Source organism: Shinella sp. 1A1, from assembly GCF_055379515.1.
The window spans coordinates 442,626-456,963 of record NZ_AP039672.1 but is presented as its reverse complement, the minus strand read 5'-3'; the positions used below and the strand labels follow the sequence as shown (position 1 = coordinate 456,963).

Sequence of the window (14,338 nt, the reverse complement as noted above, 5' to 3'; positions counted from 1 at the left end):
AAGCCTATGCCTTGACCCGCAGACCCTTCGGATCGTAGGCGGCCGCCAGATGGGCGGTGACGGCGAAGCGCTCACCGGCAAGCTCGACCTCGAACCGGCCACCCTCCAGGAATGCCCTATCCACGCCATCGGCATGCTCGATGAGGGCAAGCGCGACCGAGCGGCCGAGCGTATGCCCGTAGGCCGCCGAGCGGACCTCCCCGACGGGCCTGCCGTCGCGCAGGATCAGCTCGCCACCCCATAGCATCGGCCCGGCATCGTCCACCGTGAACTGCACGATGCGGCGCGAGGGCGTTCCCCTCGCCTTTGCGGCGGCGACGGCATCGCGGCCGATGAAGCCGCCGGGCTTGTCCAGCGCGACCGCGAAGGCAAGGCCAGCCTGACAGGGGTCGATATCCGGTGTCAACTCGCGGCTCCAGGCGCGGTAGCCTTTCTCCAGGCGCAGCGCCTCCAGCGCATAGTAGCCGCAATCGACGAGTCCGAGGTCCCGGCCGGCTTCCTGCAGCGCCTCGTAGACACCGACCGCGAATTCCGTCGGCACGATCAGCTCCCAGCCGAGCTCGCCGACATAGGTCATGCGGTTGGCATAGGCCGTGGCATAGCCGATATCGATCTCGCGGATGGTGGCGAAGGGGAAACCCTCACCGGAAAGATCGGCGGAGGTGAGCCAGCCGAGGATGTCGCGCGACTTCGGCCCCATCAGCGCCAGCACCGCATAGGCCGAGGTGACGTCGGTGAGCGTGACATGGGCGTCGGCCGGGATGTTCCGGCGGATCCAGTCGGCATCGTGCACGGCCTGCGCCGAGCCGGTGACGATGAGGAAGCGGTCGGCGGCAAGGCGCATCACCGTCAGGTCGCTTTCATAGCCGCCGCGTTCGTTCAACATGCCTGTATAGACGGAGCGGCCGATCTCGACATCGATCTCAGCGGCGCAGATGCGGTTGAGCGCCGTCGCGGCGTCGCGGCCCTGCACGAGCAGCTTGGCGAAGGAAGTCTGGTCGAAGAGGCCGGCGGCCTCACGCGTCGCCTTCATCTCGCGCCGCACCGCCTCATGCCAGTTCTGCCGGCCGAAGGCATAGTCCGTCACCGGCGCTTCGCCCTCGGCGGCGAACCAGTTGGCGCGCTCCCAGCCCATCTTCGAGCCGAAGCAGGCGCCCCTGGCGGCCAGCCGGTCATAGAGCGGCGAGCGGCGGAAGGGACGCGCCGTGTCCAGTTCGCGGTTCGGCCAGGGCATGGCATAGTGCAGGCCGAGCGTTTCCTTGACGCGATCATGCAGCCAGCGCGGATTGTTGTTGAAGTTCGCGAAGCGGCGGATGTCGACCGGCCAGAGGTCCATGGTCGGCGCGCCGTTGACGATCCATTCTGCCAACGCCCGCCCTGCCCCGCCGGCGCTCGCGATGCCCATGGAATTGAAGCCGGCGCCGACATAGAAGTTCTTCAGCTCCGGCGCCTCGCCGAGGATGAAATTGTTGTCCGGCGTGAAGCTTTCCGGGCCGTTGTAGAATTTCTTGACCTCCGAGGTCGCAAGCTGCGGCACGCGCTGCAAGGCGCTCTGCATGAGAATCTCGAACTGGTCCCAGTCGTCCGGCAGGAGCGCGAATTCGAAGTCGTCGGGAATGCCCGCCATGCCCCAGGGCTTGGCTTCCGGCTCGAAGCCGCCCATGACGAGGCCGCCGACCTCCTCCTTGAAATAGATATAGCCGTCGGGATCGCGCATCACCGGAAGGTCCGGATGCACGCCCTCGATGCGGCCGGTGACGATATACATGTGCTCGGCCGAATGGAGCGGCACCGGAACACCGCACATCAGCCCCACCTTGCGCGCCCATTGCCCGGCGCAGTTGACGACGATCTCGGCGGCAATCGCCCCGCGATCCGTCTCGACTCCCGTGACCGCGCCGTTCGCGGTGGAAATGCCGGTGACGCGCACGCGCTCGATGATGCGGGCGCCGCGGCTGCGCGCGCCCTTGGCGAGCGACTGCGTGAGGTCGGTCGGATTGGCCTTGCCGTCGCCGGGCAGCCAGACGGCGCCGGCAAGATCGTCGATCGCCATGACCGGCCAGAGGTCCTGCGCCTCCTTCGGCGAGATCACCTCGATCTCCACGCCCTGCGCGCGGGCGGAGGCGGCGGTGCGCTTCAGCACGGTCATCCGGTCGGCACTGCGGGCGACGGAAAGCGAGCCGCAATTCTTCCAGCCGGTGGCAAGCCCCGTCTCCGCCTCCAGCTCACTGTAGAGCTGCGTGGAATATTTGATGAGGCTCGTCATGTTGGCATGGCTGCGCAACTGGCCGACGAGGCCGGCCGCATGCCAGGTGGTGCCGCCGCTGAGCTGGCCCTGCTCCAGCAGGACGACATCCCGCCAGCCGAGCTTCGTCAGGTGATAGGCCACCGAGCAGCCGATGATGCCGCCGCCGATGATGACGACCTGCGCCTGTGTTGGAAATTCCTGCGCCATGAAACGACCTCCCGAAACCATGGAAGGCCGCACGGTACCAAAACATCGCCAAAGAACAAGACAGAAAGTTACAAAATATTACATTTAGTCACATGGAAACGATCAGGGCCGGCCCCCTCCGCTCCAGCGCCTCGGCGATGGCCTCCGGCGGGCGGCGGTCGACGATCACGCCGGCTGCCGCCTCGAAGCGCGGAATGCGCAACGGCGTCAACCGGCCGAATTTCGAGCTGTCGAGCACGAAATAGGCCCGGTTCGCCGTTTCGGCCATGCGCGAGCGCTGCTCCGCGCCGCTGCGGGTGAAGTCCGTCACCTCGCCGTCCGGTGACAGGCCGCCGCCGCCGAGGAAGGCGACATCGACCCGGAAATGCGCGATCGCCTCCAGCGCGTCGATGCCGACCGAGGCCTCCTCGTCCGGGTCGATCTCACCGCCGAGCATGTGCACCCGCACCTGCGGCTGGCGGCACATCAGAAGCGCGACGGATAGCGAAGTGGTGCAGATCGTGAGGTTTTTCCGCTCGGAAAGGGCTTGCGCCACCGCGAGCGTCGTCGTGCCGGAATCGAGGAAGACGACCATGCCGTCGCGCACCAGGCCGGCGGCGGCGCGGCCTATCGCCGCCTTGGCGTCGGCATTTTCCTCGCGCCGCTCGGTGAAGGCCGCTTCGGTCGCCTCGAACAGCGTCGCCCCGCCATGCACGAGGTCGAGCTGGCCGCGCTCGGCGAGAAGCTTCAGGTCGCGGCGGATCGTCTGCCGCGACACGTCGAAGAAATCGGCAAGCTCGGTGATGCTCACCGTGCCGTCCGCCGCAAGGCGGCGCAGGATTTCGCCATGGCGGCGGGGAGCGAGGGCGCGTGTGTTCTGGGAACCGGACATGACGATATCTGCGATCATTTTTGTCGCTTTGACAAGCCGGGCGTGACATCGACCGCGCAAACCCGGCTCATTCGGGCGATGAATTGTGACAATCGAGGCTATGTTTCGCCAAAAACACATAGCTGAAATGTCTTTTTATGTTGCATTATGTAATAATTCTTTCCATTCTGCCCTAAATCGTTTTTCACGACCGGGAGGAGACAATGCAACAGGCACGCATGGACGGCAGCCGTTTCATCTTCTGCCTCGTCGACGGCTTCGCGCTGCATGCCTTCTCGGGAGCGCTCGACGCCCTGCGCATCGCCAACGAGGTCGCCGGCCGCCCGGTCTACGACTGGCAGGTCGTGACGGTGCATGGCCGGCCGGCAAGCTCTTCCTGCGGCATGCGCGTCGCCGCCGACTTTTCCCTCGCCGAGGCGCGCGAATGGCTCTGCCGGCCGGGCATGGCGCCGCGCTTCGCCGTCGTCTGCGGCGGCAGCGCGATCCCCACGCCCGACCGGCCGCTGGAGGCGTGGCTGCGACTTTGCCGGCGCAGCCGGATTCCGCTGGCCGGCCTTGCCGGCGGGCTCTATCCGCTCGCCCGCGCCGGGCTTCTCGACGAGCGGCGCTGCGCCGTGCACTGGGCGCATTTCCCGGATTTCTCCGAGCGCTTCCCCGCCGCAAAGGCCCGCCAGACGACATTCGAGATCGACGCCGATCTCCATACCTGCGCCGGCGGCAATGCGTCCTTCGACATGTTTCTTGAGATCATCGAGCAGGACCTCGGCAAGGACGTCGCCAACCGCATCTGCGAGGTGGCGCTCTGCGGCCAGTTGCGGGAAGCCGGCGAACGCCAGCGCCTGCCGCTGCAGGCCCGCCTCGGCATCGACAACGCCCTGCTGATCCGCATCATCCAGCAGATGGAGGCCAACCTTTCCGAACCGCTGCGGCTCGCCGACATGCCGCCGGCAAGCGGGCTTTCGCGCCGCCAGATGGAGCGCCTCTTCCGCCGCGAGATGGGCCGCACCCCGGCGCGCTACTACCTCGACCTGCGGCTGGAGCGGGCGCATCTGCTGCTCGCCACCTCGTCGCTGCCCGTCATCGAGATCGCCATGGCCTGCGGCTTCTCCACCGCCTCGCACTTCTCCCGCACCTATCGCGAGCGCTACGGCTGCACGCCGCAGGGAACGCGCCTTGCCGAAGTGGAGCGGCGGTCCCTTCCCGAGAGCCGCCGCGACGAGGAACGGCACGTCGCCTGAAACAGGTCCCCCAAAGGAAAGGCCCCTCATCCGCGATGGAGAGGGGCCTTTTTCATGCGACCTTCGACGCCGGCGTCAGCGCCATGCCTGGGTCCGCGCCAGCAGGCCGCGGGCGACCAGCGCGTGGATGAGCTTGGCGGCGACATTGGTGTAGAAGATCATCATGCCCATGGCGGCTGCCGGGGCGATGTCGCCGGCATCGTCCATGTTGAGCACGGCGACCGAGGCGAGCTTGGTGTTGGTGGAATAGAGGAAGACCACCGCCGAGACCGTCGTCATCGCATTGACGAAGAGATAGATCGCGATGTTGAGGATCGCCGGCAGGCAGACCGGTACCGTGACCCGGAAGAACAGCCGGTGGAAGGGCTGCTTCAGCGAGGCGGCGACGGATTCGAATTCCGGATCCATCTGCTTGAGGGCCGTCAGCGCCGTCAGATGCGCGACGGTGTAGAAATGCGTCACCGTGGAGACGACAAGGATCGCCATCGTGCCGTAGATGGGATGGAGCGGATTGGCCGGATTGTTGAAGAAGAAGATATAGGCAAGGCCGAGCACCATGCCCGGCACCGCCATGGGCATCATCGCCAGGAAATGGAAGAGGCCGCGGCCGAGGCGGAAGCCGTCCGCCTTCTCCACCATATAGGCGCCGGCGAAGACGACGAGCGAGCCGAACAGCGCCGTCAGCAAGGCCAGCTTGATCGAATTGCCATAGGCTTCCCAGCCGCCGCCGTCCATCAGGTCGAAGGCGAAGTTCTTCGTCGTCAGCGTCAGGTCGTAGGGCCAGAATTTCACCAGGGCGGCGATCTGGCACATGGCGATCATGCCGAGGATGAAGAGGCTGACGAGGCAGGCGAAGGCAAAGCAGATCGCGTCCGTGCGGGCATTCGGCTTCGGCGCATAGGGCACGGCGCGGGCCGACAGCAGCGCCACCTGCCGCTTCTGCATGCGCCGGTCGACGGCGAAGGCGAGGATGGCCGGCACGAGCAGGATGACGGAGACGACCGCGCCCATCTCGAAATTCTGCTGGCCGATCACCTGCTTGTAGATGTCGACGGCGAGCATGCCATATTGCCCGCCGATCACCTTGGGCAGGCCGAAATCGGTGATGACCAGCGTGAAGACGACGAAGGCGGCCGAGACGAGACCGAAGCGCGCACCGGGCACCGTGACGGTGGTGAAGGTGCGCCACTTGCTGGCCTTCAGCGAGGCGGCGGCCTCGTAGTGGCGCGCATCGGCGACGGAAAGCGCCGTCAGGATGATCAGGAAGGCATGCGGCAGGGTGAAGAAGACCGAGCCGATGACGATGCCGATCGGACCGTAGATGGAATAGCCCATCAGCCAGTCCTTGAAGACACCCTGGTTGCCGAAGAGATAGACGAGCGCGATGCCCGGCAGCAACGAGGGCACGAGGATCGGGATCGTCAGGACGCCGCGGAAGAGCCCCTTCAGCGGCATGCAGCTCCGCGTCAGTCCATAGGCGAGCGCGAAGGCGATGGCGACGGTGAAGACCGTGCTGATGGCCGCCATCAGCACCGAATTGTAGATCGACTGGGCGAGCGCCGGCGTGGAGAAATAGGCCACGAAGTTATCGAGGCCGAGGCCGCGTGCCGGGCGCAGCACGACGCGGCGGAAGGTGCCGGAATCGTAGTCGCGCCATTCGGTGCCCTTTTCCAGCGTCGAGCCGACGAGGAAGGCCGCATCGGCGGTCGTGCCGCGGATGCGGTAGTGCACGGGGCTGCGGAACTTGAATTCGGGGAAGAACTTCGTCGCCGCCAGCCGCCCGTCGGAATTGCTGGAAAGCTCGCTTTCCGGCACCGCGCCGAGCGTCTCGTTCAACTGCGCGGCGCTGACGACCGGCCCCCAGTTGGCGCCCGTCTCGTCGCTGACCTGGAACTCGAAGGCCGCAAGGTCGAAGCGATAGGTCGACAGCGACTTCGACAGCATGACGAAAAGCGGCGCGCCGAGCGCGACGATCAGGTAGAGGCCGATGACGGCCATGAAGCCGAGCTTGATACGGTCATCGCGGGAGGATTGCTGCCGCAGCCGCTTGCCGGCGAGCGGCAGATGGGGCGTTTCGAGGGCGAGGCTCATCGTCATGCGCTCCTCGGATAGAGCAGCAGGCGCTCGCGCGGGATCTCCACCTGGATGACGCCGCCCGTCTCGATGCTGAGACGCCGCACGGCATTGACCGAGAAGTCGGCGACGAGCGTACGCTCGCCGAGCCGCGGTGCGGTCAGCCGTGTGCGCCAGAACATGCCGAGGAACTCCATTTCCCGGACTTCGGCGTCGATCAGGTTCTGCGGCGTCGAGGGCCGGTCGACGGCGTTGGCCGCATGCGCGTCGGCGCCGTGCGGAATGATGTCGACGGGTCGCACGACGGCGGTCGCGGTCGCGCCGGGGGCAAAATCGCCCGTCGGGCAGCGGAAGGCGGAGTGGCCGATCTCGACCTCGCCATCCGCGGCGACCTTCGCCGGGAACTGGTTGGTCTCGCCGATGAAGTCGGCGACGAAGAGGGTTTCGGGATGGCGGTAGATCTCGGTGGGCGAGCCGACCTGCTCGATGACGCCGTGGTTCATCACCACGATGCGGTCGGCCATGGCGAGCGCTTCCTCCTGGTCGTGCGTCACCATGATGGTGGTAACGCCGAGCTTGCGCTGCAGCGCCTTGATCTCATGGCGAAGATGCACGCGCACCTTGGCGTCGAGCGCCGAAAGCGGCTCGTCGAGCAGGAGGAGACCCGGCGAAATGGCGATGGCGCGGGCAAGCGCGATGCGCTGCTGCTGGCCGCCGGAAAGCTGGGCGGGATACTTCTTGCCATGCGCCGACAGGCCGACTGTCTCCAGAAGCTCGGCGACCCGCGCAGCGACCTCCGCCTTGGGGCGGCCGGTGTTCTCGAGGCCGAAGGCGATATTCTGCTCGATGGTCAGGTTCGGGAAGAGCGCATAGGACTGGAAGACGATGCCGTAGTCACGGCTGGAGGCCGGCAGGGTGGAGATATCGCGACCGTCCTGGAGGATGGTGCCCTTGGTCTGAAGGTCGAGGCCGGCGATGGCCCTGAGCAGGGTCGTCTTGCCGCAGCCGGAGGGACCGAGGAAACAGATGAATTCGCCCTTCGCGATGCTCAGCGAGATATCGCGCAGCGCGACGAAATCGCCATAGGCCTTCCACAGATCCGTTATCTCCAGATAAGGGGCCGGCTGGTCCGCCGCACGTTCGGCAACCCGGGACGGGCTGATGGGCGTCGGTTCGATCGACAGGGCATGTCTCATCGGCAAGCTCCGCTGGCTTCAGGGATTTCAGGAGAACGGGATGGGCGGAGCGCGACGGCGCCCCGCCCGGCCGAGCGGTGTCAGCTCTTCGGCTCCGACTTGGCGTCGTAGCGCTTCTGCCATTCCTTCAGGATCGCGTTGCGATTGTTGGCGGCCCATTCGAAGTCGTTGTCGATCATCTTGGAGGAGATGTCCGCCGGCAGGTGCTCGACCTGCTTTGCGACGCCCGGATAGGCGACCACGGCATAGCCGACATTGTACATCTCGTTGGCTTCCTTGGTGACCGACCAGTCGACCAGCGTCTTGGCGGCTTCGAGATTCGGCGTGCCGGCGATGATGGCCGTCGCCTCGGCCTCCCAGCCCGAGCCCTCGGAGGGGAAGATGATGTCGATGGGCGCGCCGGCGCTCTTGGCCTTGGCGCCGGGGAATTCGAAGGAAACGCCGATCACCGCCTCGCCGGCGCCCGCCATCTTGCAGGGCTTGGAGCCGGAATGGGTGTAGGCGGAGATGTTCTCGTGCAGCTTGTCCATGAAGCCCCACGCCTTCTCCTCGCCCCACATCTGCATCCAGCCGGAGACGTCGAGGAAACCGGTGCCCGAGGAGGCCGGGTTCGGCATCACGATATGGCCCTTGTATTCCGGCTTGGTGAGGTCTTCCCAGCTCGTCGGCGGTGTCAAACCGAGCTTCTCGCCCTCCACCGTGTTGTAGCAGAGCGCGGCGACATAGGCGTCCATGCCGACCCAGCTCGGCGGCGTGTCCTTGTCGACGAATTTCTTGTCGAGCGCCTCGACGTCCTTCGGCTGGTAGGGCTCCAGCATGCCCTCTGTCTTGAGGAGGAGCAGCGAGGTCGCGGCGACGCCCCAGACGACGTCGGCCTGCGGGTTATCCTTCTCGGCGAGCAGCTTGGCCGTCATGACGCCGGTGGAATCGCGCACCCAGTTGATCTTGATGTCGGGATGGGCCTTCTCGAAGGTCTCCTTGTAGCGGTCGAGGTCGACGGCCTCCACGGCGGTATAGACCGTCAGTTCGGTCTCGGCGAATGCAATGGTCGGAAGCACGGCGGACATGGCGCCGGCAAGCATAAAAAGCATGCGTCTGTTCATGATGGAAATCCTCTCTGGAGACCTGGAAAAACCCGGGAAGCGCGGCGGGTGATCTGTCGTCACCCTTGTTTACAATCGGCTTCACGAGGCATTCTGGCAGGGGTTTTCGGTAAGTAAAATTTATTATTCTTATCGTTCGGAAAATAAAAACGATGGAAAGAATCCTGCCGCAAACGCAAAAAAGGGAGCCGCGCGAAACGGCTCCCAGCGAAAGGTGATCCCGCAGGGGCTGGCCCGGATCACCACGGGAGGGAGAAGGTCTTCACGTTCGTGAAGCTCTTCATCGCCTCGATGACGCCTTCCTTGTAGCCGTTGCCCGAATCCTTGATGCCACCGAAGGGGCTCATCTCGATTCGGTAACCCGGCACTTCCCAGATGTTCACCGTCCCGACCTTGAGGCCCGCGATGTATTTCTGCATGCGGCGGAAATCGTTGGTGCAGACGCCGGAGGAAAGGCCGAAGGCGGTGGAATTGGAGAGCGCGATCAGCGCGTCGTCGTCGTCGGGCGCGCGCACGATCGGGATGATCGGCGCGAAGGTCTCTTCCATGACGAGCTCGCTCGCATGGGAAACCCGGTCGACGACGATCGGCGGCAAGAGCGCCCCCCTGCGGCCGGGATCGTAGAGCACCTCGGCCCCCTCCTCCGCCGCCTTGTGCACGCGGCGCTCGAAGACCTCCGCCGCCCTGGCGTGAACGACCGTGCCGAGATCCGTCGTACGATCCATCGGATCACCGAACCGCAGCTTCTTCGCCCGCTCCAGCACCAGCGGCACGAAGCGGTCGGCGACGCGTTCCTGGCAGAGGATGCGCTTGACGGCCGTGCAGCGCTGGCCGGAATTCTTCGTCGCGCCCGCCACCGCCAGGTCCGCCGCCCGGGCGAGGTCGTCGTCCGAAAGGTCGTTGAGGATGATCAGCGGGTCGTTGCCGCCGAGTTCCAGCACCTGGCGCTTGTATTGGGCATGGGCGGCGATCAGCTTTCCGACCGGCACGGAGCCGGTGAAGGTGATGAGGTCGAAGTTCGGATTGGTGATCATCTCCATGCCGATGTCACCGGGCCAGCCGGTGACGACGGAGAGCATTTCCGGCGGCAGGCCGGCCTCGTAGAGGATGTCGGCGAAGACGAGCGCCGTCATCGGCGTCAGCTCGGTCGGCTTGAGGACGACGCAATTGTTGGTCGCGATCGCCGGGGCGACCTTGTGCGCCACCATGTTGAGCGGATGATTGAAGGGCGTGATCGCCGAGATGGCGGTCAGCGGCTCGCGGGTGGTGAAGATCTTGCGCGCCTTGCCGTGCGGGGTGAGGTCGCAGGAGAAGATCTCCCCGTCGTCATGGATGCACATCTGGCCCGAGAGCGTCAGCACGTCGAAGGCGCGGCCCACCTCATAAAGCGAATCCTGCTTGGAAATGCCGAGCTCCAGCGTGATGAGGTCGGAGACCTCCTCCTTGCGGGCGACCAGAAGCTCGGCCGCCTTGAGGAGGATGCGCTGGCGCTCGTAGCGCGTCAGCTTCGGCTGGTAGGCCGCGGCGATCTCGAAGGCCTTTCTCGCATGCTCGGCATGGCCCGCCGGAACCGTGCCGATGACGGCGTCGTTCCAGGGATAGCGCACCTCGATCCGCCCTTCGGTATCGACCGCCTTGCCGGCGATCCGCATGGGCTCATGGCGGATCGCGAACGTCGTTTCCACTTTCGTCATGACTTTCTCCTCGCAGCGCGTCCGCTTCTCCTCTTGCGGCAACGCTCTATGTTCCCTGATGCGGCCGGACGGCTTCGCCCGGCCGCAGGATGCCCTAGTGCGCCGGCTGGGCGGCCGCGACGAGTGCGTAGTAGAAGGCGTCGAAATTGCGCAGCGTGCCCGCTGACGCGAGTTCCGGCAGGACGCGGTTGGCGATGAAGGGCACCGCCTGCTCGGTGAGTCCGCCATGCGAGCGCAGCGGCTCGTTCAGCGCGGCAAGGTCGTGCCGGTGCTCGCTGGTGCCGAGCGTCTTGTTCTGCGAGGAAACGAGGACGATGTCGCCGATGCGGTCGTCCGGCAGCTCGAAGCGGATGCAGGCTTCCGGACGCGAGAGCACGACGTCGATGCCCTCCACCGCCTTCAGCCGCTCGATGATCTCCTCCTTGTCCGCCATCTCGGGCAGGTAGGCCGTGGCGAAGGAGCCGAGCGCGCCGTGATGGACGACATAGGGGTCGGTGATCGGCAGGATGACGCGGGCGGCGTCCTTGCCGAGCCATTCGTCGAGCAGGTCCTGCACATAGATGACGTCCGGCGAACCATCCGCCTTGTGCTTCGGCTTCATGCCATGGTCGGCGGTGACGATGATCGCCGCGCCGAGGGCGTCGAGTTCCGTCAGGTATCTGTCGAACATCTCGTAGAAGGAATTGGCCTCCGGCACGCCCGGCGCATATTTGTGCTGCACGTAGTCCGTCGTCGTCAGGTACATGACGTCGGGGCGGAATTCCTTGAGGAGCTTCACGCCCGCGGCGAAGACGAATTCGGAGAGGTCGGCCGAATAGACTTCCGGAACCGGCCGGCCGAGCCAGGCCGAGGCGTTCTCGATACCGTGCTCCGCCTTGGTCGACTTGTCGGACTTTTCCGAGGAGAAGCAGACCGCGCGACCGTCGTCGAATTTCAGGCCGTGGCCGAGAAGGGCGCGCAGCTTGTCCTTTGCCGTCACGACCGCCACCTTGGCGCCGGCATCGTAGAAGGCCTTGAAGATGGTCGGCGCGCGCAGGAAGCGCGGGTCGTTCATCATCACTTCCTTGCCGGTCGCCGGCTCATAGAGATAGTTGCCGCAGATGCCGTGGATCGCCGGCGGGCGACCGGTGGCGATGGATAGGTTGTTCGGGTTGGTGAAGCTCGGGATGACGCTGAGCGCGGTGCGCTCCGTGCCGGTCTTGCGGATGCGCTCGAGCGTCGGCATCAGGCCGGCCTTGATGGCCTCGTCGAGATAGGCCGGCTCGCAGCCGTCGAGGCAGATGGCGATGGCCGGGACGTTCGGCCAGGGATAGGTGCGGCGATTGGCGGTGACGGTGATCTTGGACATCTGGTTCATCGAGGTTTCCATTCTCTTTCAGGCCGCGAGACGGCTGCGTTCTTCAAGGGCGATAGCCGGCGGGGCGGCGCTGTCGACACCCATTTCGGCCAGCGAGGAGCGGGCGGCCTCCACCACACGGCGCATGACATGCTCGTCCATGCGGCCGATGCAGCCGACGCGGAAGCTGTCCACCACCGTCAGCTTGCCGGGATAGATGATGAAGCCCTTGTCCTTCATGAGATCGTAGAAGCGATCGAAGGCGAAGGCCGGATGGGCCGGGCTGAAGAAGGTGACGATGATCGGCGAGAGCCATCGGTCGGCGAGCAGCGTCTCGAAACCGAGTTCACGCATGCCCGCCACCATGACGTCACGGTTGTGGGCATAGCGCGCGCCGCGGGCCGTTACGCCCCCTTCCGCGCGATGCATGCGCAGCGCCTCCAGGAAGGCGGCGACGACATGGGTCGGCGGCGTGAAGCGCCACTGGCCGGTCTTGTTCATGTGTTCCCACTGGGCATGGACATCGAGGCTGAGCGAATGGCTGCGGCCCTTGGCGGCCTCCAGCTCGCTCTTGCGGGCGATGATGAAACCGAAGCCGGGCACGCCTTCGATGCACTTGTTGGCGGAGGAGACGATCGTCTCATAGCGGAAATCGTTGACGCCGGCCGGTACCGCGCCGAAGGCGCTCATGGAATCGACCAGCAGCTTGCGGCCATGCGCATAGACGGTGTCGGAGATCTCCTTCAGCGGGTTGAGGATGCCCGAGCTGGTCTCGCAATGGACGACGACGACATGGCTGATCGCCGGATCGGCCTCCAGCGCGGCAGCGACCTCGGTGCCGCGCGGCGGCATGTAGTCGCCCTTGTCGATCACCACATGGGCGCGGCCGAGATAGGAAAGCGTCTGGGCGATGCGCTTGCCATAGGCGCCGTTGCTCAGCACCAGCACCTTGCCGTCCTTCGGCACGAAGCTGCCGAGCATGGCCTCCACCGAGAAGGAGCCGCTGCCCTGCATGGGCACGCAGTCGAATTCGCCTGCCGTGTCGCCGGCGATGGCGAGCAGCTCGCGGCGCAGCTCCGCCGTCATGGCGCGGAAGTCGCCGTCCCAGGAACCCCAGTCCCTGAGCATGGCCTCCTTGACCGAATAGGCCGTCGTCAGCGGGCCGGGCGTCAGAAGATAGGGCTCGCCGAGTCGCGGCGTCTCAAGGGGGGCGCTGGCCCTGTCGGAAGCGGTGGTTGGCATGGTCCGTCCTCACGTTTGGCATATCCGGGGACGACAATGGGACGGAAAGATATATATGTAAAATCGTTCTTTTGTATCAATCTATCGATTGGATTTATGATCATAGGGGAAGCCTGGACGGTTCAAATAGACTCCGCCACTTTACATAAGTAAAATCGTTCGTCTTAATGAACGCATAGCTTCAATTTATCGAAAGCCGGTTCTCATGCGCTATGTGCAACTGCGCGCCTTTCACAATGTGGCGATCCATGGCGGCTTTTCGCGGGCCGCCGAGGCGCTGTTCCTCACCCAGCCCGCGGTGTCGGACCAAGTGCGCAAGCTGGAGGAGGAATACGACGTCCTGCTCTTCAACCGCAACAAGAAGCAGGTGACACTGACCCAGGCGGGCCATCATCTTCTCGAGGTCACCCGCCGCATGTTCGACGTCGAGCAGCAGGCGCTCGACCTGCTGTCGGAATCGCGGGCCCTGCGCGCGGGAAAGCTGCGCATCGTCGCCGACGCCGCCCACCACCTCCTGCACATCCTCGCCGCCTTCCGCCGCGCCTATCCTTCCGTGCAGGTCTCGATCGACGCCGGCAATACGGAAACGGTGATCACCAGCCTGCATGCCTACGAGGCCGATATCGGCGTGCTCGGCGAGGTGCCGCAATCCAGCGACTTCGATATCCTGAAGCTGAACTCGACGCCGATCATCGCCTTCACCAGCCGCGACTATCCGCTGGGCGACGCAAGGCGGCTCTCGTTCTCCGAGCTTGCAAAGCATCCCCTCGTCATGCGCGAGCGGGGCTCGAAGACCCGCCAGAAGCTGGAGATGATGGCGGCGCAATGCGGCGTGCCGCTCGTCCCGCTCATCGAGGCGGAAGGGCGCGAGGCCGTGCGGGAGATCGTAGCGGCCGGCGGCGGCGTCGGCTTCGTCTCCTCGGCGGAATTCGGACAGGACAACCGCCTCATCCCGATCGAGATCGATGCACCCGAGATGCGGATGGACGAAGCGCTCATCTGCCTGCGCGAGCGCGCCAACGGCAAGCTGGTGAACGCCTTCTTCGACATCGCCCGCAAGCTGGCGGCGCCGCCGGCGTAGCGTTCGACAGACCGAAGCGGCGTGCGGCAGGAGAATTGCCGGCACGCCG

Annotated in this window: 10 protein-coding genes; 2 read left to right on the top strand and 8 right to left on the bottom strand. The window is 65.3% G+C overall.

Annotated features, from left to right (window positions below):
* Positions 1 to 4 precede the first annotated feature (4 nt).
* Positions 5 to 2,455, bottom strand: coding sequence for a GcvT family protein (locus ACZ48C_RS18840; protein ID WP_464783635.1), 2,451 nt, complete (start codon positions 2,453 to 2,455; stop codon positions 5 to 7).
* Positions 2,456 to 2,543: 88 nt separating this feature from the next.
* Positions 2,544 to 3,326 carry a DeoR/GlpR family DNA-binding transcription regulator gene (locus tag ACZ48C_RS18835; RefSeq protein ID WP_313192634.1) on the bottom strand — a complete coding sequence of 261 codons (783 nt, stop codon included), beginning with the start codon at positions 3,324 to 3,326 and terminating at the stop codon, positions 2,544 to 2,546.
* Positions 3,327 to 3,529: 203 nt separating this feature from the next.
* Here ACZ48C_RS18835 and ACZ48C_RS18830 point away from each other — a divergent pair, with 203 nt between their 5' ends.
* On the top strand, positions 3,530 to 4,564 hold the full coding sequence (locus ACZ48C_RS18830; RefSeq protein ID WP_464783634.1) for a GlxA family transcriptional regulator: 1,035 nt from the start codon (positions 3,530 to 3,532) through the stop codon (positions 4,562 to 4,564).
* A gap of 75 nt (positions 4,565 to 4,639) precedes the next feature.
* Here the strand turns inward: ACZ48C_RS18830 and ACZ48C_RS18825 are convergent, their stop codons facing one another.
* The 6 genes from ACZ48C_RS18825 to ACZ48C_RS18800 form a co-directional block, all read right to left on the bottom strand.
* Complete coding sequence (locus ACZ48C_RS18825; protein WP_464783956.1) at positions 4,640 to 6,655, bottom strand: putative 2-aminoethylphosphonate ABC transporter permease subunit; 2,016 nt, start codon at positions 6,653 to 6,655, stop codon at positions 4,640 to 4,642.
* A gap of 2 nt (positions 6,656 to 6,657) precedes the next feature.
* Complete coding sequence (locus ACZ48C_RS18820) at positions 6,658 to 7,833, bottom strand: putative 2-aminoethylphosphonate ABC transporter ATP-binding protein (RefSeq protein ID WP_464783633.1); 1,176 nt, start codon at positions 7,831 to 7,833, stop codon at positions 6,658 to 6,660.
* An 80-nt stretch (positions 7,834 to 7,913) separates the two neighbouring features.
* Positions 7,914 to 8,936: a putative 2-aminoethylphosphonate ABC transporter substrate-binding protein gene (locus ACZ48C_RS18815; RefSeq protein WP_119255857.1), complete on the bottom strand. Its 1,023-nt coding sequence runs from the start codon at positions 8,934 to 8,936 to the stop codon at positions 7,914 to 7,916.
* 239 nt (positions 8,937 to 9,175) lie between these two features.
* Positions 9,176 to 10,630, bottom strand: a complete 1,455-nt coding sequence (gene phnY, locus ACZ48C_RS18810) for a phosphonoacetaldehyde dehydrogenase (RefSeq protein ID WP_318914273.1) — start codon at positions 10,628 to 10,630, stop codon at positions 9,176 to 9,178.
* A 94-nt stretch (positions 10,631 to 10,724) separates the two neighbouring features.
* Complete coding sequence (phnA, locus tag ACZ48C_RS18805) at positions 10,725 to 11,987, bottom strand: phosphonoacetate hydrolase (RefSeq protein WP_424547169.1); 1,263 nt, start codon at positions 11,985 to 11,987, stop codon at positions 10,725 to 10,727.
* Between the two features lie 18 nt (positions 11,988 to 12,005).
* Complete coding sequence (locus tag ACZ48C_RS18800) at positions 12,006 to 13,208, bottom strand: 2-aminoethylphosphonate--pyruvate transaminase (protein ID WP_464783632.1); 1,203 nt, start codon at positions 13,206 to 13,208, stop codon at positions 12,006 to 12,008.
* A 205-nt stretch (positions 13,209 to 13,413) separates the two neighbouring features.
* Here ACZ48C_RS18800 and ACZ48C_RS18795 point away from each other — a divergent pair, with 205 nt between their 5' ends.
* Complete coding sequence (locus tag ACZ48C_RS18795) at positions 13,414 to 14,289, top strand: LysR substrate-binding domain-containing protein (protein ID WP_119255860.1); 876 nt, start codon at positions 13,414 to 13,416, stop codon at positions 14,287 to 14,289.
* Positions 14,290 to 14,338 lie beyond the last annotated feature (49 nt).